Source organism: Saccharothrix hoggarensis (assembly GCF_052936025.1).
Map to the genome: position 1 here is coordinate 5024617 of NZ_CP193624.1, position 20652 is coordinate 5045268.

A 20652-nucleotide genomic window follows, 5' to 3' on the forward strand; every position below is an offset into this window, starting at 1 on the left:
CGGAGAACAGAAAGAGCCATGACCACTCAGCAGCAGAAGTCCCCAGGCATCTGGGCCACGTTCGTCGAGTCACCACCGGCGGTCAAGGCCGTCCTCGGCGGCGTGTTCATCAACAAGGTCGGTGGCTTCCTCAACATCTTCCTGGTGCTGTTCCTGACCGCCCGCGGCTACTCCGCGGGCGAGGCGGCGACGGCCCTGGGCGTCTACGGCGCGGGCAGCGTGATCGGCGTGCTCGTCGGCGGCGCGCTGGCCGACCGGCTGGGCGCGCGCAACTCCACCGTGCTCAGCATGGCCGGGTCGGCGGTGCTGATCGGGTCCATGCTGTACCTGCCGAACTACGCGACGCTGCTGGTGGCGGCGGGGCTGGTCGGCGCGGTCGGCCAGATCTACCGGCCCGCCTCGGCGACCCTGCTGTCGGAGCTGACCGCGGACGACCAGCAGGTCATGGTCTTCGCGATGTACCGGTTCGGGCTGAACCTCGGCACGACGGCCGCGCCGCTGATCGGCTTCGGGCTCTACCAGCTCGGCGGCGACAACTACGAGCTGCTGTTCTGGGTGGAAGCGCTGGTGGCGCTGGCGTACGCGGTGCTGGCGTTCCGCGTGCTGCCGGCCAAGGCCGACGAGAAGCGGCCCGCGGCGGACGACGACGCGCCGGCGCCCGCCACCGGCAGCTACCGCGACGTGTTCAAGGACCGGCGGTACCTCGTGTACCTGCTGGCGACGTTCCTCAACGCGGTGGTCTACGTCCAGTACATGTCGACGCTGCCGCTGGACGTGAGCGCGTCCGGGGTGCCGATCTTCTGGTACACCCTCGCGGTCGCGCTCAACGGCGGCGCGGTGATCCTGTTCGAGCTGGTGGTCACCAAGAAGACGCAGAACATGAAGCCGAAGCTCGTGGTCGCGGTGGCGTACACGCTGGTGGGCATCGGTGTCGCGGTGTACGGCCTGCCGCTCGGCCCGGCCGTCATCGTCATCGGCACCCTGCTGTGGACGCTCGGCGAGATCATCGGCGGCCCCGTGGTGTTCGCCTACCCCGGCATGGCCGGCCCGGCGCACCTGAAGGGCCGGTACATCGGCAGCTTCCAGTTCATGTACGGCCTCGGCGCCGCGGTCGGCCCGATCGTCGGCGGTTTCCTGTTCCTCCAGGTGGGCCACTCGGTGTGGCCGATCATGGCGGTCTTCGGGCTGGCCGCCGCGGCGGCCGGGTTCTTCGCCACCCGCAACAAGGTGGAGGCGGGGACGAGTGGGTGACTTCGACTTCCTGATCGGCCGCTGGGCCATCGCCAACCGCAGGCTGAAGCAGCGGCTGGTCGGCAGCGCCGACTGGGAGGAGTTCGCGTCGACGTCCGACGTGCGCCCGATCTTCGGCGGCGCGGGCAACGTCGACGAGATCACCTTCGCCGACGGCACGTCCGGCCTCACCGTGCGCCTGTTCGACCCGACGACCGGCCGCTGGTCCCTGAACTGGGCGAGCAGCGACAGCGGCGTGTTCTTCCCGCCGTTGTTCGGCGGGTTCACCGACGGCGTGGGCACGTTCCACGGCGACGAGGTGCAGGACGGCGTCCCGGTGCGCATCCGCTTCGTGTGGTCGCGGATCACGCCGGACTCGGCGCGCTGGGAGCAGGCGATGTCCGCGGACGGCGGGGAGACCTGGGAGACCAACTGGTACATGGACATCACCCGGCTGCCCTGACACCGGCTCGGTGACGCCGGTCCCCCTGCCACACCGGCTGCCCCGGCACGCCGACTCGGAGGTGCCGGCACCGGGGCCGTGACGCCACGGCTCCGCGACCCCTCCCGCACCCCCGCGAGCGCCCGACCGGCTCGCGGGGGTGCGCCTCGTGGTCCTCACCTCGTACTTCCGACCGATCCGCACCCGGACGGCCTCTCGTACGATCGCCGGGTGCCGGAACTCCTCCGCTCCACCTGGGCCGAGCCCCGTCCCCACCACCCGCCGGCGCGCGTGTGGCGGGACTGGGCGCTCGTCGGCGCGCTCGTGCCGACGGCGGTGCTCGAAGGGTTCCTGCGGCCGGAACTGCCGACGCTCTCGGTGGTCGTCACCGCCGCGTTGGCGCCCGCGCTGCTGTGGCGGCGGACCCGCCCCCTGCCGGTGGTCGCCCTCGCCTTCGGCGCGACGGGCCTCGTGCCGCTGCTGACCGGCGGGTTCGGCCCCGAGCCGCACACGGCGGCGTTCCTGCTGGTCCTGGTGTACTCGCTGTTCCGGTGGGGTTCCGGTCGCGAGGCCGTGATCGGCTCGGTGATCGTGCTCGGCGGCGCGGCCCTCTCCCTGACCTTCCGCCAGACCGGCCTCGCGGACGTCGTCGGCGGGCTCGGCGTGCTGTTCTCCGCCATCGCCCTGGGCACGGCGGCCCGCTACCGCGCCGGGGTCCGGACGCGCGAGCTGGACCGGGTGAAGCTGGTCGAGCGGGAGCGGCTGGCCCGCGACCTGCACGACACGGTCGCCCACCACGTCTCGGCGATCGCGATCCGCGCCCAGGCCGGCCTGGCCACCGCGGCGACCCGACCGGACGCCGCGGCCGACGCACTGCGCCTGATCGAAGGCGAGGCGTCCCGCGCCCTCACCGAGATGCGCGCCATGGTGCGCGTCCTGCGCCGCGACGAACCCGCCGACCTGACCCCGAGCCCGCGCATCGCCGACCTCGGGCAGCTCGCGAGCCGGGGCCGGACGGGACCGGCGGTCGAGGTGGGGATCTCCGGCGACGTCGGCGACGTGCACCCCTCGGTCGGCGCGGCGATCTACCGCCTGGCCCAGGAGTCGGTCACCAACGCGCGGCGGCACGCCCGCCACGCGACCCGCATCGAGGTCCGCGTCACCGCCGACGACACGTCGGTGCACCTGCGCGTGAGCGACGACGGCGACACCGCGGCCGCGCGGCCGACCGCCGGGACGGGGTACGGGCTCATCGGCATGGCCGAGCGCGTCGACCTGCTCGGCGGCACGTGCGAGGCGGGGCCGGGGCCGGGCCGCGGCTGGACCGTCACCGCCACGCTGCCCCGGACGGGGTCGGCCGCGTGACCGTCCGCGTGCTCGTGGCCGACGACCAGGAGATCGTCCGCACCGGCCTCACCATGATCCTCGACGCCCAGCCCGACATCGAGGTCGTCGGCGGCGCGGCGGACGGGCGGCGTGCCGTGGAGCTGGCGCGACGCCTGCGCCCCGACGTGTGCCTGTTCGACATCCGCATGCCCGGCATCGACGGCATCGAAGCCACCCGGCTCCTCGCCGGACCGGCGGTGGAGGACCCCCTCGCCGTCGTCGTGATCACCACGTTCGACCTCGACGAGTACGTCTACGCGGCGCTGCGGGCCGGCGCCCTGGGCTTCCTGCTGAAGGACGCCGGGCCGGCGCTGCTCGCCCAGGCCGTCCGCGCCGCCGCGAACGGCGACGCGCTCATCGCGCCCGCCGTCACCGCCCGCCTGCTCCGGACCTTCGCCGCCACCGGGCCCGCCGGGCCGCCCGCGCAGCCCGTGGAACCGCTGACGGACCGCGAGGAGCAGGTGCTCGTCACCGTGGCCCGGGGGCGGACGAACAGCGAGATCGCCGACGAGCTGCACATCACGCTCAGCACGGTCAAGACGCACGTCGCCAGCCTGATGGCCAAGCTGGGGGCCCGGAACCGCGTCGAGATCGCCATGTGGGCCTACGAGACGCACCGCGTGCGAGGCGGGTCCGGCCGCTAGCACCAGCCGAAAGTACGAGTCGCGACCGTCCCGGAGGACGGTTCGGCTCCGGCCCTTCTCCCGATGAACCGGCACGTCGCCGTCGCCAGACTCGGCGCATGACCTCGTCCCGCACGCCGGAATGGCTGATCCCCACCGCGTTGATCACGCTCACCGCGATCCCGATGGCCGGCGGCGCCCTCCGCCTGGCCGAGCTGGCCGGCGGGGAGGTCACCGCGGACAACGCGCGGTTCTTCGCCGCGCCGCTGCCGGTGGTGGTCCACATCCTCGCCGCCGTCGCCTACTGCCTCGTGGGCGCGTTCCAGTTCGCTCCCGGGTTCCGCGGACGCCGGCCCGCCCGCCACCGCGCCCTGGGCCGGTTCCTGGTGCCCAGCGGGCTCCTCATGGGCCTCTCGGGCCTGTGGATGACCCTGTTCTACCCCTGGCCCGCCGGCGACGGCACGGTCCTCGCCGCCTTCCGCCTCGTGACGGGGACGGCCACGGTCCTGGGCCTCGTCCTGGCCGTCACCGCCATCCGCCGCCGCGACGTCCGCCGCCACCGGGCCTGGATGATCCGCGCCTACGCGATCGCCCAGGGCGCGGGCACGCAGGCGGTCGTCACCATCGCGTGGGTGCTGGCGGTCGGCCCGGCCACCGGGATGACCAGGACGCTGCTGCTCGGCGCCGGCTGGCTGATCAACGTGGCCGTGGCGGAGTGGATCATCCACCGCCGGCCCGCCGGCAGGACCCGCACCTCCCCCGCTCCCGCCGACGCGGCCGTCAGCGGCCCGGCGAGCCGCGCGTGAGCCTGCCGTGAGCCACTCCGCCGCGCCGGCGGTCAGCCACCCTGCCGAGCCGGCCCCGCGCCATCCCGCCGGGCCGGCCGCGGGCTACTGCTTCTCCGCCTGCAGGACCAGCAAGGTCAGGTCGTCGTGCTCGGCGTCGCCCAGCCAGTCGAACGCCACCCGCCGCAGGTGCTCGGCCACCGCCTCGGCGGACAGCCCGGCGCACGCCGCCAGCGCCGCCTTCAGCCGCACGTCGCCGAACAGCTCCTGCCGGTCGCCGTACTTCCGCGCCTCCGTCACCCCGTCGCTGTACAGCAGCAACGTCTCGCCCGGCGCGAGGGTGACGGTCGTCTGGTGGAACCGCACCTCCGGCAGCACGCCGACGATCCCGCCGTGCACCGCCACCTCGTCGACCCGCCCGTCGGCGCGCAGCACGAGCGGCGCGGGGTGGCCGCCCGCGGCGAGGGTCAGGCGCAGCCCGCCCGCCTGGACGGCCATCATCGTGCCGACGACCAGCGTGGTGAACAGGCGGCTGCCCGCCGCCCGCAACGCGGTGTTGAGCAGCTGCAACAGCTGCGCGGGGCGCTGCTCCACCACGAGCAGCGTGTGCAGGCTCTGGCGCACCCGGCCGCTGTGCACGGCGGCCTCCAGCCCGTTGCCCGCCACGTCGCCGAGCACGAACGCCGCGCTGCCGTCCTCGCGCGGGTGGACGTCGTAGAAGTCGCCGCCGACCATCACCCCGCGGTGCGCGGGCTCGAACACCCGCGCCAGGCGCACGCCCGGCACCTCGGGCAGCGCGGTGGGCAGCAGGTTCGCCCGCAGCGTCTCCACGGTCCGCGCCTGCTCGGTGAGCCGGGTGCTCGCGTCGACCGCCGCGGCGGCCCGTGCCGCGTACCGCTTGAGCAGGTCGACGTTCCACGAGCCGCCGAAGCACGCGAGCGCGCCGCCGTCGGTCAGCGGCACGGCCACGCCGACCCCGTTCGCGCCGGACGTGCCCCACGGCCCGTCGCCCAGGTCGGTCAGCTCGGCGTGGTCGACCGTCCCCTCCAGGACGGCGGCCAGGCCGGGCGCGGTGGCGACGGCCTGGCGTGTGGTGCGTGTCACAGCGACGTCGCCGGCGGGCGTGCGGCGCCACCACTCCAACCGGCCCCGGACGGCGGGCAGCACGACGACGGTGTGCTCGGCCGGCGCGAGCTCGACCACGGTCCGCAGCGCGTCCGCGCGCTCGGTGAGCGGCGCCAACCGCCGCGCGGCCTCGTCCAGGTAGTCCTCGACGCCCCGGTACCAGGCGGTCCAGCCGTCGCCGACCTCCTGGCGACGTCCCGCGACGTCGGAGGGCAGCGTCGAGCCCGGCCGCGCCTCGGGGAACAGCACGGCCGCGAGGGGGTTCACCAGGCGGACGACGCCTGCCGGGTCCAGCACGACGACGGCCTCGTGGAAGCCGTCGACCACGCGACGCCACGCGTCGAGGTCGAGGCCCGTGTCGGCGCCTTGCCGGTAGCCCTGGGCCATCACGGCTCCTGTGTGTCGGGTCGACCCAACCTATCGGACAAGTTGGGTGCAACAGTGGCAGGCTTGCCCCAGTTGCGCTGACATCGGAGGCTCGTGTGACGACCGCCCAGGACGACACGGACGTGACCCTGGCCCGACTGCTGACCGCCATGCGGGAGATGAGGGACGGCAACTTCCGCCGTCGCCTCGTCGTGCCCCGCGACGGGGTGACGGCCGAGCTGGCCGAGGTGTTCAACGAGATCGCCGAGCGCAACCAGTGGTTGGTCGGCGAGCTCGTGCGGGTGCGCCAGTCGGTCGGCCAGGAGGGCCGGCTGGCCGAACGCCTCGCGCCGAGCACCGCGACCGGCGGCTGGGAGACGGCGGCGGACGCCGTGAACGGCCTGATCGACGACCTGACCCGGCCGACCGCCGAGCTGAGCCGGGTGCTCGCCGCGGTCGCCGAGGGCGACCTGTCCCAGGAGATGGTGGTCGACGCCCGCGGTGACGTGGCGGCGCTGGTGGAGAGCTTCAACTCGATGACGGCGACGCTGCGCACGTTCGCGGGCGAGGTCACGCGGGTCGCGCGGGAGATCGGCACGGACGGCCGGCTGGGCGGCACGGCGGTCGTGCCGGGTGTGGCGGGCACGTGGAAGGACCTCACCGACTCGGTGAACTTCATGTCCGACAACCTGACCGCGCAGGTCCGCGACATCGCCCAGGTCGCGACCGCGGTGGCCCAGGGCGACCTGTCGCAGAAGATCACCGTGACGGTGGCGGGCGAGATGCTGGAGCTGAAGGACACCGTCAACACGATGGTCGACCAGCTCTCGTCGTTCGCGGACGAGGTGACCCGCGTGGCCCGCGAGGTCGGCACGGACGGACGGCTCGGCGGCCAGGCCCAGGTGACGGGCGTCGCCGGCACGTGGCGCGACCTCACCGACAACGTGAACTTCATGGCGAACAACCTGACCTCGCAGGTCCGCAACATCGCCCAGGTCGCGACCGCGGTGGCCCAGGGCGACCTGTCGCAGAAGATCACCGTGGACGCGCGCGGCGAGATCCTCGAACTCAAGTCGACCATCAACACCATGGTCGACCAGCTCTCGTCGTTCGCCGACGAGGTCACCCGCGTGGCCCGCGAGGTCGGCACCGACGGACGGCTCGGCGGGCAGGCCCAAGTGCCCGGCGTCGCCGGCACGTGGCGCGACCTCACCGACTCTGTCAACTTCATGGCCGGCAACCTCACCTCCCAGGTCCGCAACATCGCCCAGGTCACCACCGCGGTCGCGCAGGGCGACCTGTCGCAGAAGATCGACGTCGACGCCCGCGGCGAGATCCTCCAGCTCAAGACCACGATCAACACGATGGTCGACCAGCTGTCGTCGTTCGCGGCGGAGGTGACCCGCGTCGCGCGGGAAGTCGGCAGCGACGGGCGGCTGGGCGGTCAAGCGCAGGTCCCCGGCGTCGCCGGAACGTGGCGCGACCTCACCGACTCGGTCAACTTCATGGCCGGCAACCTCACCTCCCAGGTCCGCAACATCGCGCAGGTCGCGACGGCGGTCGCGCGGGGCGACCTCTCCCAGAAGATCACGGTCAACGCCCGCGGCGAGATCCTGGAGCTGAAGGACACCATCAACACGATGGTCGACCAGCTCTCGTCCTTCGCCGACGAGGTCACCCGCGTCGCCCGAGAAGTCGGCACCGACGGACGCCTGGGCGGCCAGGCGCAAGTGCCCGGCGTCGCCGGCACCTGGCGCGACCTCACCGACTCGGTCAACTTCATGGCCAACAACCTCACCGCGCAGGTGCGGTCGATCGCCCAGGTCACGACGGCGGTCGCGGGCGGCGACCTGTCGCAGAAGATCACCGTGGACGCGCGCGGCGAGATCCTCGAACTCAAGTCGACCATCAACACGATGGTCGACCAGCTGTCGTCCTTCGCCGACGAGGTCACCCGCGTCGCCCGAGAAGTCGGCACCGACGGACGCCTGGGCGGCCAGGCGCGGGTGCCCGGCGTCGCCGGCACGTGGAAGGACCTGACCGACAACGTCAACGTCATGGCCGACAACCTGTCCACGCAGGTGCGGTCGATCGCGGCGGTGGCCACGGCGGTCGCGGGCGGTGACCTCTCCAAGAAGATCGCGGTCGAGGCCAAGGGCGAGGTCGCGGCGCTCGCCGACACGATCAACGGCATGGTGGACACGCTCCGCGCGTTCGCCGACGAGGTCACCCGCGTGTCCCGCGAGGTCGGCACCGAGGGCATCCTCGGCGGCCAGGCCCGCGTGCCGAACGTGGCGGGCACGTGGAAGGACCTCACCGAGAACGTCAACTTCATGGCCAACAACCTGACCTCGCAGGTCCGCAACATCGCCCAGGTCACGACGGCCGTCGCGCTCGGCGACCTGTCGAAGAAGATCGACGTCGACGCGCGCGGCGAGATCCTGGAGCTGAAGACCACCATCAACACGATGGTCGACCAGCTGTCGTCGTTCGCCCAGGAGGTCACCCGCGTCGCCCGCGAGGTCGGCACCGAGGGCAAGCTGGGCGGCCAGGCCGAGGTGGAGGGCGTCTCGGGCACCTGGAAGCGGCTCACCGAGAACGTCAACGAGCTGGCCGGGAACTTGACCCGGCAGGTGCGCGCGATCGCCGTCGTGGCCACCGCCGTGACGGCGGGCGACCTGACCCGGCAGATCACCGTGGACGCGTCCGGCGAGGTCGCGGACCTGAAGGACAACATCAACCGGATGATCGGCAACCTGCGGGCGTCCACCCGGGCGAACCAGGAGCAGGACTGGCTGAAGACCAACCTGGCCCGCCTGTCCGGCCAGATGCAGGGCCACCGCGACCTCAACGCCATGGCGTCGCTGGTGATCAGCGAGCTGACGCCGCTGGTGTCGGCGCAGCACGGCGCGTTCTTCCTGGTCAACCCCGAGTCGAACGCGCTGGAGCTGACCGCGTCGTACGGGTACTCGCCGCGCGGCGGGCAGCGGCCCACGCGGTTCCAGCGCGGTGAGTCGCTGATCGGCCAGGTCGCGGTGGAGAAGAAGACCGTGCTGGTCACCGACGTCCCGCCCGGCTACCTGGCGATCGGTTCCGGGCTGGGCTCCGCGCCGCCCGCGAACCTGGTGATCCTGCCGGTCGTGTTCCAGGGCGAGACGCTGGGCGTGATCGAGCTGGGGTCGTTCGGCGAGTTCACCGAGGTTCACCTGGACCTGCTGGACCAGCTGAAGGAGAACATCGGCGTCAACCTGAACACCATGCTGGCCAACGCCCGCACGGACAGCCTGCTGGTGGAGTCGCAGCGGCTCACCGAGGAGCTGCGGGCGGGCTCCGTCGAGCTGGAGGCCAGGGCGCGGCAGCTGTCGTCGGCCTCGAAGTACAAGTCGGAGTTCATGGCGAACATGTCGCACGAGCTGCGGACGCCCTTGAACAGCCTGCTGATCCTGGCGAAGCTGCTGGCGGACAACCTCGACGGCAACCTGAACCCGAAGCAGGTCGAGTTCGCGAAGACCATCCACTCGTCCGGCACCGACCTGTTGCAGCTGATCGACGACATCCTCGACCTGACCAAGGTCGAGGCCGGGCACATGCAGGTGCAGACGGACCCGGTGCGGGTCTCCGACGTGGTGAACTACGTCGAGGCGCTGACCGTGCCGCTGGCGGCGGAGAAGAACCTCGCCTTCGAGGTCGTGGTCGACCCCGACGTGCCGACGACGCTGCACACCGACGAGCACCGGCTTCAGCAGATCCTGCGCAACCTCCTGTCGAACGCCGTCAAGTTCACCCACGACGGCGAGATCAAGCTGCGCATCCGGGTGGTGGAGGGTTCGGTCGCGTTCGACGTGCAGGACACCGGTATCGGCATCCCGTCCGACAAGCTGTCGGTGATCTTCGAGGCGTTCCAGCAGGCGGACGGCACGACGTCGCGCAAGTACGGCGGCACGGGCCTGGGGCTGTCGATCAGCCGGGAGCTGGCGACGTTGCTGGACGGGCGGCTGGACGTGCGGTCGGAGCCGGGCGTCGGGTCGACGTTCACGCTGTACCTGCCGCTGGGCGAACAGGGCCTGGTGCCGCCCGTGGAGGTCGAGCCGGACGCCCTGCCGGAGCTGCTGACGCCCGCCGACCCGACGCCGGAGTCGCTCGTGGCGCCGTCGGAGCTGCCGCCCGCGCCGATGCGGTTCCACGGCGAGAAGGTGCTGATCGTCGACGACGACTTGCGCAACGTGTTCGCGCTGACCAGCGTGCTGGAGCTGCACGGGCTGCAGGTCATCTACGCGGACAACGGCATCACCGGCGTGCGGGCGCTGGAGCAGTACGACGACGTCACGCTGGTGCTGATGGACATCATGATGCCGGAGCTGGACGGCAACGCGACCATGGCGGCGATCCGGGCCATGTCCCGGTACGCGGACCTCCCGGTGATCGCGGTGACCGCGAAGGCGATGAAGGGCGACCGGGAGAAGTCGCTGGCGTCCGGCGCGACGGACTACGTGACCAAGCCCGTCGACACCGAGCACCTGCTCCGGCTGATCGCGTTCTACCTGGGCGTCGACCAGGACTGACCGACGCGGCCCCGCCCGCCCGTGCGCGCGGCGTGCTCACGGGCAGGCGCCCACGGGCACGTCGGCTCGTGCTCTCGGCTCGTGCTCTTCGGCGACCGACCGTGGTCGGGCGGCTACGGCGTGCCGGTGGTCGCCGATTCGACGGAGTCGTGGATGTGCATGACCTCCGTCAGCTCGGTGAGCCGGAACAGCTTGTGCACGGACGGTTGCAGGCAGGCCATCCGGAACTGCCCGCCCGCGCCGTCCAGCCGGCGGTGCCAGTCGAGCATCAGCGACAGGCCCGTGGTGTCCATGAACGGCACCCCGCTGAGGTCCACCACCACTTTCCGGCCCGTGTCCTGCTCAAGGCGCTCGGAGAGCACGGGGACGGTGTCCGCGTCGAGCTCGCCGGAGACCGCGAGGACCGTCCAGACGCCCCGCACCTCACTGCGCACGTGCAACTCCATGGTGCCCGAGCCTAGCCACACGCCCCGTCCGGTGCCTCCACCACTCGAACGCCACGCCGTGGGACGGGGGTGGTGGCCACCACTCGATGCCGTGGGCGGAGGATGTGCGACGATGCGGTAACGGCCGATCAACGGGAGCGGATGTGCGCAACGAGCCAGCGGTGCCGGTGGCCGTGACGCTGCCTGCCACAGCGGGCTCATCGGCGCATGCCCGGCGGGTGGTGGGCGAGGTCGCGTCGGCCTGGGGGCTGTCGGAGGACCTCGCGGACGACGCTGCCCTGGTGGTGACCGAACTCGTGTCGAACTCGGTGGACCACGCGGTGGGGCCGATCGGGCTGACCGTGACGCGGACCACGTCCGGCATGCGCATCGAGGTGACCGACCGCTCCTCCGCGATGCCGCAGCAAAGACCGGTCCAACTCGACTCGGCCCGCGGGCGGGGACTCATCATCGTGGCGGCGCTGAGCCGGACGTGGGGTTCCGAGCCGACGCCGGAGGGCAAGGTCGTGTGGGCCGAACTGGCCCCCTGAGCCACGCGGAACGAAGCGCACGCCGCCTGCCCGCACGCTCCGCCCCCAGTGCCCCACCGCCACGCGCTGCAGTGCCACGCCAGCCCGCTCGCCCGCTGCCACGTGCCGCAGTGCCATCCCGCCCCAATGCCACGCCGGCCCGGTGCCACGCCGCCCCAATGCCACGCCGGCCCGCTGCCGCCCCGCCCGGCTTGATCCCACCCCGCCTCATCCCGCGCGCCCGGCCAATCCCACACCTGTCTGATCGCGCGCCAGCCTGACCGCGCCCGCCTCGTGCTCCGGCGGGCCGATCCCACCCCGGCTCGATCCCACCCCGGCCCGGCACCTCACCCGACCTGACGGCACGCGAACGCCCCGGCCGGGAAGGGGATCCGGCCGGGGCGGTGCGCGGGCGGTGCGGGGTTACGCGGCCCGCAGGGCGTTGCTGCCCCAGCGGGTCACCGTGAGCGTGAACGTCGCCGTGCCGACCTTGCCGTCGGCCGACGTGGCCCGGATGGTGACCGGGTAGGTTCCCGGCGGCGTCTGGAAGTTCGTGTTCAGGAACACGTCGCTGCGGCCGCCCTGGGCGATCGTGCCCGGGGTGAACTGGACCTGGCTGCCGGCCGGGTGACCGGTGGCGGACAGCGTCAGCGAGCCCGTGCCGCCGGTGGCGCTCACCGCGAACTGGGCGAAGAAGCCCTGCTGCACCGACGCCGAGGCCGGGGTCACGGTCACCGCGACGTCACCGCCGGTCTGGCCCTCGACGGTCAGCGACAACGCGGTGGTCGCGGTGCCACCGCCCGCGTTCGTCCCGGTGACGGTGACGCGGTAGGCCCCGGGCGGTGTGGTCGCGGCCGCTTCCACGGTCAGCTTGGCGGAGCCGCCGGTCTGGATGGACGCGGGCTGGAACACGGCCTTCGCGCCGCTGGGCAGGCCCGACGCGGACAACGTCACCGACTCCGGCCCGTTCTGCCCGACCGTGCTGGTGACCGTGGTGGACGCCGACTTGCCCTGCGCCACCTTCAGCGTGCTCGGCGACAGGCCGAGGGTGAAGTCACTTGGCGGGTTCTGGCCGCCGCCCTCGACGGTGAGCGACACGGTCGCCGTGGCCGTCTTGCCCGCCGAGTTGGCGCCGGTGACGGTCACGTCGTAGGTGCCGTTGGGCGTCGAGGCGGCGGTCTCGAACGTCACCTTCGCGGTCGAGCCGGTCTGGACCGACGTCGGCTGGAACACGGCCTTCGCGCCGCTCGGCAGCCCCGACGCGGACAACGTCACCGACTCGGGCCCGTTCTGCCCGGCCGTCGTGGTGACCGTGGTGGACGCGTACTTGCCCGCGGTGACCCGCAGCGCGCTCGGCGAGGCGCCGACGGTGAAGTCCGGCGTGGGCTGCGGCGCGCCGATCTCCTGCTTGACCCAGTCGCCCATGTCGTTGGTCAACCGGCCGTAGATGCTGTACCAGCGGAAGTCGCTGCGGCTCCAGGACGCGACGCCGACGATCTTGCCGCCGACGATCAGCGGTCCGCCGCTGTCGCCGGGGAGGATCGTGGTGCTGCCGTCGGCGTACCCGGCGCAGATCATCGTGGCGGACTTGAAGCCCGCGCCGACGCCCTGGCACTGCCGGTCGCCGTCCACGATCGGCAGGGTCGCCTTGTCCAGCGTGACGTCGCGCAGGGCGTCGTCGTGGTCCTTCTTGCCGTAGCCGAACCCGAGGCCGCTCGTGCCCGGCACGCCCAGTCCCGCGTCGGCGGACGTGGCGACCTGGGCGTACTTGCCGCCGCGCACCGGGATGTCGTCGGCGACGGTCACCACGGCGACGTCGTAGCCCTGGTCGAAGTTCACGTACCGCGGGTGCTTCTTGTACTGGACGACCGCGGTGCGGAACCCGCCGCCCGCGTTGAGGTCGTCCAAGCCGTAGACGAAGCTCTTGTCCCCCGCCGCGTCCGCGCAGTGCGCCGCGATGAGGATCTTGCGGGGCGCGACGACGGAGCCGGTGCAGGACTGGCCCTGCGGGCGCGTGCCGCCCTCGCGGACGCCGGCGATGATCGCCGGGAACTCGTCGACCGTGGCGGGCTGACCGTTGTAGAACGACGGCTCGGCGTCCGAGCCGGTGGGCACCGTCCCGCCCTCGTAGTTGGCGGCGGGCGCCGTGCCGGACCGGGCGGGTTCCGCCGCACCGGGCAGGGCGAGCAGCGGGAGCAGGAGGGCCGCCGCGACGACGGCCGCGAGGCCTCTGGGACGTGGTCGTTTCACTGTGCTTCCCTTCCAGGCGAACAGCCGCCCCGGCAGGGCGAAGCGGCACGCTCACTGTCGGGTGACACCTGGTCGGGAACAATCAGGGACGTGATCCGTAGGGGTACGGCACTTATTCGCCCCCGGTCGGGGGTCGCCGCGCGGTCGGCGTTCAGGAGCCCGAAAACGGGTATCCCGGAGTGGCCGACCAAGTGAGGCCGCCCCGGTTCCCGCGGGGCCGACTGAGTGAGGAGGTCACGTGTCCACGACGGAGACCGGTCCGGTGACCGGTACGCAGGACAAGGACTACAACATCATCTGGTTCGTCGAGGCGTGCCTGAGCAACGCGCTGCGCCTGGAGAACTACATCGCCGACGCCGAGCGCGCGGGCGACAGCGAGTTGGCGGAGTTCTTCCGCCGCGCCCAGGGCGAGAGCCGCAAGGGCGCCGAGCAGGGCAAGCAGCTGCTGGCGTCGCGCCTCGGCTCCGCCTGACGCGACCGGTCTGACCCGACCGGTGTGACGCGACCGGTGTGACCCGACCGCGGCGCACGAGCGGGAACGTCCGCGGGGCCGTGCGCTCCGCGGGCCACGACCGGCCCTCGTCCCGGGGCCGCGTGCCGCGGGACCGTCGAACGCGGAAGACGCGCCGACGGCACACCGCGGAAGGCAGGCACACCGCGGAAGGCAGGACGCGTCGGAAGTCAAGACGGGGAAGGGCCGCCCTCCTCCGGGAGGGCGGCCCTTGGTCGTTCTGGGGTGTCCGCGCTACTGCTGCTGGTCGGGCTGCTGCCCGCCGAAGCGGTCCAGCCCTTCCTTGGCCTTCTCCGTGCCCGTCTGGATGTGCTCGGAGTGCCGCCCGCCGGTGCGCTCGTCGAGGAACTCGCCGGCCTTGTCGACACCCTGGTCGGCCTTGTCGCCGTGCTGACCGAGAGCTTCCTTGGCCTTGTCCTTGAGACCGTCGAACTTGTCGCCAATGCCCATCTGCGCTCGAACCTCCTCCACAGGCGTCCCTCGTGGACACCCACCGAGAGGGCTACCCACCGGGCGGTGCGGTTGATGCGCCCCGACGGCCGGCTCACCCGGTTGAGTTAGGCCGATCGTCGGAGCGGAGCGCAGGCGAACGGACGCGCGCGGGCGTCGCGACGGACCTCGGAACGCGAGGGCCGGGACGTCAGTCGGCGGCGACCGCGTGGTGCGCGGTGTGCTCGGGTGGCGGGTCGGGGAGGCCGAGCATGGACAGCAGCTCGGCGCAGTCGATCGCGTCGACGGAGTTGTCCGCGACGGTGCGGGCGGCCAGGTTGCGCTGGACGAGTTCCGCCCGGTCCGCCGCCGCTCGTGCGTCGGCGAAGCCAACGGCCGCGCCCTGAGTACGTCCCGGTCTGGTCTGCTGCGTCATGACGACCCCGTCTCCCCTGCCGGCAGGGCCGGACCACGCAGGCGGCGGGCGTCGTCCCGCGTGCCGAAGGCGTGGTTGTCCGATCCGACGTGCCCGCGAGCCGTGGGGCTAGGTGATGAAGTGAACGGATGATCCGGCGACAAGCCGGTGCTCCCGTCCCCGGCCGGACGTACCGGGCCGGACTGGATCGGGGACCGCGCCGGCCGAATGCCGACAGCTCGTGCCCCAACCCGGGGAACTCTACTCCACCACACCCCGCTCGCACGAAGTACGGTTCCGGCATGGCGGAAGAATCAGGCGGACCGGTCCTCGCCCCGACGTTGGCCAACTGGCTCAGGGCGCGTGAGGAGACCAGGCAGCACCTGGCCGGCGCGACTCCGCCGATCGACGCGGCGTGGGTGCAGCGGCTGGCCGACCTGCTGGCCACCGAGCGGTCGTGGCAGGACCAGTACACCGACCTGCTGGCGCTCGGCAGCACGGGCAACCGGTTCCCCTCGTCCAACCGCTGACGTCCGGCCCACCGGGCGTCGACTGACTGGGCGGCACGTCCACCGCCTGCCCGGCAGCTCGCCGACCGGGCGGCACGTCCACCGCCTGCCCGGCAGCTCGCCGACGGGGCGACACGTCCACCGCCGGCGTGCCCGCGTGAACACCGGGCGGACAATGTCCAACCAACTACAAGCCTTCGCGGTCAACTCTTGCCGGCCCGCTCCGGTTCGCGCTTGACTGACCCCGGTTCGTCGGGTGTCGACCGGAGGTGGACGTGGTCAACGTCAGGATCGCCGCACTGGCCGCTGCGCTTGTCGGGTTCGTCGGCCTCGCGGTTCCCGCGACCGCCGCGACGCACGCCCCGTCGGGGGCCGCCGCGATCGGGACGGTCGACATGGAGGCCGTGCTCAAGTCCGCGCAGATCGACCCGCGCCGCGCCGACTCCGCCATCACCCCCGGCAGCGGGCCGAGCGTGCTGCTGGTGGAGCAGGCGCTCGACGCCAAGAACTTCCTCGCCGCGACCTACGTCGACGGCCACTTCGGCACCAGGACGATCGACGCCTACGCGGCGTACCAGCGGTCGCTGGGCTACACCGGCCTCGACGCCTCCGGCATGCCGGGGCCGACGTCGTTGCGGCTGCTGGGCGAGGGCCGGTACACCGTCGTGCGGTCCGTGTCGGCGGGCAGCCGGGTCACCTACCACAACGCGCTGATGAACACGCGCACCAAGGCGATGCTGGTCGAGGCGGAACGGCTGCTCGGCCGCACGCTGGGCATCACCCAGGGCTCGTACAACCCCGGTGGCGTGCCCGGCTCGGCCGGCACCCACGACGGCGGCGGCGCGCTGGACATCTCGGTGTCCGGCATGACGGCCACCACCCGCACGAACGTGGCCAGGGTGCTGCGGCTGGTCGGGTTCGCGGCCTGGGTCCGCACCCCGGCGCAGGGCGACTGGGACTACCACATCCACGCCATCGCGCTCGGCGACCCGGACCTGTCCACCGGCGCGCGCAACCAGGCGGGGGACTACTACCTCGGCTTCAACGGGCTGGCCAACCGCGCCCCCGACGACGGGCCCGCGGTGAGCCCGAAGCGGACGTGGGAGGAGTACCAGCGGAACCTGTAGGGCTCGTGCCGGCCTCTACGATGGCTTGATGGCCGTTGGATCGGGGTCGCGATGAGCAACGTGGAGACCGAGCCGCCCGAGGTGGTCTGCGAGAGCGCCTCGGGCGCGGCGGTGGTCGAGGTGCTGGCGCCGCGCGACGTGCCGCTGGGTGGGCCGCGCGCGATGACCGTGCGCCGCACGCTGCCGCAGCGCGAGCGGTCCATGATCGGCGCGTGGTGCTTCGCCGACCACTACGGCCCGGACGACGTGTCGGCCGGCGGCGGGATGGACGTCGCGCCGCACCCGCACACCGGCCTCCAGACCGCGAGCTGGCTGTTCAGCGGCGAGATCGAGCACCGCGACAGCCTCGGCGTGCACGCAGTGGTGCGGCCGGGCGAGCTGAACCTGATGACCGCCGGTCACGGCATCTGCCACTCGGAGGTGTCGACCTCCGACACGACCGTGTTGCACGGCGTGCAGTTGTGGATCGCGCTGCCCGACGCCCACCGCGACGCGCCGCGCGACTTCCAGCACCACGTCCCCGGCGTGGTGGCGCTGGACGGCGCGGCGGCGCGGGTGTTCCTCGGCACGGTGGCGGGCGAGACGTCCCCGGTGCGGACGTTCACCCCGCTGCTGGGCGCGGAACTCGTGCTCGACCCCGGCGCGCGGCTCGCGCTCGACGTCGACACCGCGTTCGAGCACGGCGTCCTGGTCGACGTCGGCGAGGTGCGGCTGGGCGACACGGTGCTGCCCCGCGGCACGCTCGGCTACCTCGGCGTCGGCGCGACCACCCTCCACCTGGCGAACGACGGCGACGCGGCGGCGCGCGTCATCCTGCTCGGCGGCGAACCGCTCGGCGAGGACCTGGTCATGTGGTGGAACTTCGTCGGCCGCGACCACGACGAGATCGTCCGCTTCCGCGACCAGTGGGAAGCCCGCTCGGACCGCTTCGGCCACGTCGTCGGCTACCCCGGCGACCGCCTCCCCGCCCCACCGCTCCCGATGGGCCGCCTCCGCCCGCGCGGCAACCCGCGGTGACGATTCGCCGCACGGGGTGAGTTCGGCGACGCAGCCCTCGTGCGGCTGTAGCGCCTACGGCAGCGAGGTGATCGCGCGGACGGCGGCGGGTGGCCTCGCCGAGGCCGACGCGCGTTCCCCGTACCCGCTCACGAGCGCGGGGCGTACATGATCACGGCCACGCCGACCAGGCAGATCGCCGCGCCGAGGTAGTCCCAGCGGTCGGGCCGGAACCGGTCCACGACCACGCCCCAGGCGAGCGAGCCGGCCACGAACACCCCGCCGTACGCGGCGAGGATGCGGCCGAAGTGGGCGTCGGGCTGCAACGTCGCCACGAACCCGTACAGGCCGAGCGCCGCCACGCCCGCGCCGATCCACAGCAGGCCCCTGTGCTCGCGCACGCCCTGCCACACGAGCCACGCGCCACCGATCTCGGCGAGCGCGGCCAGCGCGAACAGCAGCAGCGAGCGGATCACGGTCATGATCGCGACGATAGTCCGGCCACGCCTTGACAACACCTCGTCGGGTTATGAACACTCGTTCATGAACATGCGTTCACAACGAGAGGGGCGGCGGGTGACGGGCATCGTCAACACCCACCAGGCCGAGGCGTGGAACGGGTACGAGGGCGGCCACTGGGCCGAGCACCAGGACCGCTACGACGCCGTGAACAGCGGTTTCAACGAGGCGCTGCTGACCGCCGCCGGCGTCGGGCCGGGCCGCCGGGTGCTCGACGTCGGCTGCGGCAACGGGCAGGTGACCCGGCTGGCGGCCCGGCGCGCCGCGCACGCCACCGGCGTCGACCTGTCCGCGCCGATGCTGGCCCGCGCCCGCGCGTCGGCCGACCGCGAGGGCGTCGGCAACGTCGCGTTCGAGCGGGGCGACGCGCAGGTCCACCCGTTCCCGCCGCACGCGTTCGACGTCGCGCTCAGCCGGTTCGGGGTCATGTTCTTCGCCGACCCGGTCGCGGCGTTCGCGAACATCCGCGGCGCGCTGCGGCCCGGCGGACGGCTGGCGTTCCTGTCGATGCGCGACCTAGGCGACCTCGCGCACGTCTTCTCCGTGTTCGGCGAGTGGCCCGCGTCCGCCGACTCGGGTCCGCTGTCGCTGTCCGACCCGGCCGTGGTCGAGCGCGTGCTCACCGGCGCCGGGTTCGCCGACGTGGCGGTCGAGGCGGTGGAGGCGGACCAGGTGTGGGGCCGGGACGTCGCCGACGCGACCGACTTCGTCATGGGCTGGGGACCGGTGCGGCACGCCCTGCGCGACGCTTCACCGTCCGAAGTGGACGAACGCCGCCGGGCCGTGGCGCGGGCGCTCACGCCCTACGCCGGCCCGGACGCGGTGCGCCTGCGCGGCACCGCCCGACTCGTCACCGCGACGGCCTGACGTGGCGCGGATCGTCGTCTTCGGCGGTTACGGCGCGGTCGGGCGGGAGGCGGTGGCCGTCCTGGCCCGGTCGCACGACGTGGTGGTCGCGGGCCGGAACCCCCCGAGGTCGGTCCCCGGCGCCACGACGCTCCGCGTCGACCTGCGCGACGACGCCGCCGTGGAGCACGCGCTGGACGGCGCGTACGCCGTGCTGATGTGCGCCGAGGTCGGGAACGTCCGCGTCGCCCGCGCCTGCCTGGACCGCGGCGTGCACTACCTCGACGTGACGGCGTCGCAGCCGGTCCTCGCCGCCCTCCGGTCGGTGGAGGGCGACGCGACCGCGCTGCTCAGCGTCGGCCTCGCGCCCGGCGTCACGAACCTGCTCGCCCGGCACTGCGTCGAGCTGACCGGTGCCCGTGACGTCGAGATCGGTGTGCTGCTGGGCGGGGGCGAACGGCACGGCGCGGCGGCGGTCGCGTGGACCCTCGACGGGCTCGCCGCGCTGGGGCCGTCGTGGCGCATGCCGTTCCCCGCGCCCTACGGCACGCGGACCGTGCACGGGTTCCCGTTCCCCGACCGGCACACCCTGCGCGACACCCTCGACGTCCACGTCCGCACCGGGCTGTGCCTGGACTCCCGGCTGCTCACCGCGCTGCTCCCGGCCGCCGCCCGGTTCGCGCGCCGCCTCGGCCCGCTGGCCAGGGCGCGCCTCGGGAGCGACGGGTTCGCGGTCACCGTGACGGCGGGCGGGGTGACGTGCGCGTTCAGCGGACGGCGGCAGAGCCGGGCCACCGGCGTGGTCGCGGCGCTGCTGGTGGACCGGCTGCCGGGGCGGCCGCGCGGCGCGTGGCACGTGGACCAGGTCGTCGACCCGGCGCCGTTCCTCACCGAGGTGGCCGGGCACGGCTTCGCCTTCCACCCGCCTACGATGCGTCCCGATGGCACCGCGACGAGCAGCAGCGCTGCGTGACGGCGACGTGAGCCTGCGCGACCACCTGATCGCCGCGGCCACGCGCCTCATCGGCGAGCGCGGCACCGCCGGCCTCACGGTCCGCGACATCGCCCGCGCGGCGGACGTGGCGGTCGGCGTGCTGTACAACCACTTCGCGGACAAGGAAGAGCTGCTCGCGCTCGCCCTCCACGAGCACGTCCGCGCGGTGGAGCGGCGGATCGGACGGCCGGCGGCGGACGGCACGCTCGCCGACAACCTGCACGCGTTCGTCACGCACGCCCTGGCCGTCCACGTCGCGATCATGCCCGCGTTCGCGGGGCTGATGGGCCAACCGGACGTGTTCGCCCGGTTCGACGCGCTGCCCAACCCGATGGCGGACGGCCGCGGGCTGCACGTCGCGCTCGCCGACTACCTGCGGTCCGAGCAGGAGAAGGGCCGGGTGGCCGCGGACGCCGACCTGGACGCCGTGGCGACGCTGGTCGTCGGCGCGTGCCACGAGCTGGTGCTCCCCCGGCTGTACCGGAGCCCCGCGTCGGCGGTGGAGGTCCCGCCGGGGCACGTGGAGGCGTTGGTGGCGACGGTCCTGAACGGCATCGTGCCGCGTTAGCCGATCCCCCCGTC

General features: G+C 73.1%; 20 protein-coding genes. 14 read left to right on the forward strand and 6 right to left on the reverse strand.

Translation table 11 applies throughout. The features are described 5' to 3' along the window. Window positions 1-18 precede the first annotated feature (18 nt). From ACRAKH_RS22500 to ACRAKH_RS22520, 5 genes are all read left to right on the forward strand, one after another. Window positions 19-1251 carry an MFS transporter gene (locus tag ACRAKH_RS22500; RefSeq protein WP_380720860.1) on the forward strand — a complete coding sequence of 411 codons (1233 nt, stop codon included), beginning with the start codon at window positions 19-21 and terminating at the stop codon, window positions 1249-1251. Then, on the forward strand, window positions 1244-1693 hold the full coding sequence (locus ACRAKH_RS22505; protein ID WP_380720863.1) for a hypothetical protein: 450 nt from the start codon (window positions 1244-1246) through the stop codon (window positions 1691-1693). Before ACRAKH_RS22500 ends, ACRAKH_RS22505 begins: the two co-directional genes overlap by 8 nt. Window positions 1694-1903: 210 nt before the next feature. Then, a complete protein-coding gene (locus tag ACRAKH_RS22510; RefSeq protein WP_380720866.1) occupies window positions 1904-3037 on the forward strand; it encodes a sensor histidine kinase in 1134 nt (377 codons plus the stop codon). Further along, complete coding sequence (locus ACRAKH_RS22515) at window positions 3034-3702, forward strand: response regulator (protein ID WP_380720869.1); 669 nt, start codon at window positions 3034-3036, stop codon at window positions 3700-3702. The genes ACRAKH_RS22510 and ACRAKH_RS22515 overlap by 4 nt, the downstream gene beginning before the upstream one ends. 98 nt (window positions 3703-3800) lie before the next feature. Next, the gene (locus ACRAKH_RS22520) at window positions 3801-4487 is read left to right on the forward strand and encodes a DUF2306 domain-containing protein (RefSeq protein WP_380720872.1); all 687 of its coding nucleotides are present in this window, start codon (window positions 3801-3803) and stop codon (window positions 4485-4487) included. Between the two features lie 84 nt (window positions 4488-4571). Here ACRAKH_RS22520 and ACRAKH_RS22525 read toward each other — a convergent pair whose 3' ends face one another. Further along, a complete protein-coding gene (locus tag ACRAKH_RS22525) occupies window positions 4572-5978 on the reverse strand; it encodes a PP2C family protein-serine/threonine phosphatase (protein ID WP_380720873.1) in 1407 nt (468 codons plus the stop codon). 95 nt (window positions 5979-6073) lie between these two features. On the opposite strand from ACRAKH_RS22525, the gene ACRAKH_RS22530 reads away from it, so the two are divergent. Then, on the forward strand, window positions 6074-10519 hold the full coding sequence (locus ACRAKH_RS22530) for a hybrid sensor histidine kinase/response regulator (protein ID WP_380720876.1): 4446 nt from the start codon (window positions 6074-6076) through the stop codon (window positions 10517-10519). A 113-nt stretch (window positions 10520-10632) separates the two neighbouring features. Here the strand turns inward: ACRAKH_RS22530 and ACRAKH_RS22535 are convergent, their stop codons facing one another. After that, window positions 10633-10965 carry an STAS domain-containing protein gene (locus ACRAKH_RS22535; RefSeq protein WP_380720879.1) on the reverse strand — a complete coding sequence of 111 codons (333 nt, stop codon included), beginning with the start codon at window positions 10963-10965 and terminating at the stop codon, window positions 10633-10635. Window positions 10966-11108: 143 nt separating this feature from the next. Here ACRAKH_RS22535 and ACRAKH_RS22540 point away from each other — a divergent pair, with 143 nt between their 5' ends. Next, on the forward strand, window positions 11109-11495 hold the full coding sequence (locus tag ACRAKH_RS22540) for an ATP-binding protein (RefSeq protein WP_447009249.1): 387 nt from the start codon (window positions 11109-11111) through the stop codon (window positions 11493-11495). A gap of 402 nt (window positions 11496-11897) precedes the next feature. On the opposite strand, the gene ACRAKH_RS22545 is transcribed toward ACRAKH_RS22540, so the two are convergent. Beyond that, the gene (locus tag ACRAKH_RS22545) at window positions 11898-13724 is read right to left on the reverse strand and encodes a trypsin-like serine protease (protein ID WP_380720885.1); all 1827 of its coding nucleotides are present in this window, start codon (window positions 13722-13724) and stop codon (window positions 11898-11900) included. Between the two features lie 238 nt (window positions 13725-13962). On the opposite strand from ACRAKH_RS22545, the gene ACRAKH_RS22550 reads away from it, so the two are divergent. Then, on the forward strand, window positions 13963-14196 hold the full coding sequence (locus ACRAKH_RS22550) for a hypothetical protein (RefSeq protein WP_380720888.1): 234 nt from the start codon (window positions 13963-13965) through the stop codon (window positions 14194-14196). 273 nt (window positions 14197-14469) lie between these two features. Here the strand turns inward: ACRAKH_RS22550 and ACRAKH_RS22555 are convergent, their stop codons facing one another. Continuing rightward, window positions 14470-14685 carry an antitoxin gene (locus ACRAKH_RS22555; RefSeq protein ID WP_380720890.1) on the reverse strand — a complete coding sequence of 72 codons (216 nt, stop codon included), beginning with the start codon at window positions 14683-14685 and terminating at the stop codon, window positions 14470-14472. A gap of 190 nt (window positions 14686-14875) precedes the next feature. Beyond that, window positions 14876-15100 (reverse strand): hypothetical protein, encoded by a 225-nt coding sequence (locus ACRAKH_RS22560; RefSeq protein WP_380720893.1) that lies wholly within the window; start codon window positions 15098-15100, stop codon window positions 14876-14878. A gap of 281 nt (window positions 15101-15381) precedes the next feature. Between ACRAKH_RS22560 and ACRAKH_RS22565 the strand changes: the two genes are divergently transcribed. The 3 genes from ACRAKH_RS22565 (at window position 15382) to ACRAKH_RS22575 (ending at window position 17732) form a co-directional block, all read left to right on the forward strand. Continuing rightward, entirely contained in the window at window positions 15382-15609 is a 228-nt protein-coding gene (locus ACRAKH_RS22565) for a hypothetical protein (protein WP_380720896.1), read from the forward strand. Between the two features lie 254 nt (window positions 15610-15863). Beyond that, window positions 15864-16715, forward strand: a complete 852-nt coding sequence (locus ACRAKH_RS22570; protein WP_380720899.1) for a peptidoglycan-binding domain-containing protein — start codon at window positions 15864-15866, stop codon at window positions 16713-16715. A gap of 51 nt (window positions 16716-16766) precedes the next feature. Continuing rightward, window positions 16767-17732 (forward strand): pirin family protein, encoded by a 966-nt coding sequence (locus ACRAKH_RS22575; RefSeq protein ID WP_380720902.1) that lies wholly within the window; start codon window positions 16767-16769, stop codon window positions 17730-17732. A 128-nt stretch (window positions 17733-17860) separates the two neighbouring features. Here ACRAKH_RS22575 and ACRAKH_RS22580 read toward each other — a convergent pair whose 3' ends face one another. Then, window positions 17861-18193 carry a YnfA family protein gene (locus ACRAKH_RS22580; RefSeq protein ID WP_380720905.1) on the reverse strand — a complete coding sequence of 111 codons (333 nt, stop codon included), beginning with the start codon at window positions 18191-18193 and terminating at the stop codon, window positions 17861-17863. A 67-nt stretch (window positions 18194-18260) separates the two neighbouring features. On the opposite strand from ACRAKH_RS22580, the gene ACRAKH_RS22585 reads away from it, so the two are divergent. From ACRAKH_RS22585 to ACRAKH_RS22595, 3 genes are read left to right on the forward strand one after another with little or no spacing between them, the layout of a single operon-like run. After that, the gene (locus ACRAKH_RS22585; RefSeq protein WP_447009250.1) at window positions 18261-19097 is read left to right on the forward strand and encodes a class I SAM-dependent methyltransferase; all 837 of its coding nucleotides are present in this window, start codon (window positions 18261-18263) and stop codon (window positions 19095-19097) included. 1 nt (window position 19098) lies between these two features. After that, window positions 19099-20049, forward strand: a complete 951-nt coding sequence (locus tag ACRAKH_RS22590) for a saccharopine dehydrogenase NADP-binding domain-containing protein (RefSeq protein WP_447009251.1) — start codon at window positions 19099-19101, stop codon at window positions 20047-20049. Beyond that, window positions 20018-20638 (forward strand): TetR/AcrR family transcriptional regulator, encoded by a 621-nt coding sequence (locus tag ACRAKH_RS22595; RefSeq protein ID WP_380729638.1) that lies wholly within the window; start codon window positions 20018-20020, stop codon window positions 20636-20638. Before ACRAKH_RS22590 ends, ACRAKH_RS22595 begins: the two co-directional genes overlap by 32 nt. Window positions 20639-20652: the final 14 nt, after the last annotated feature.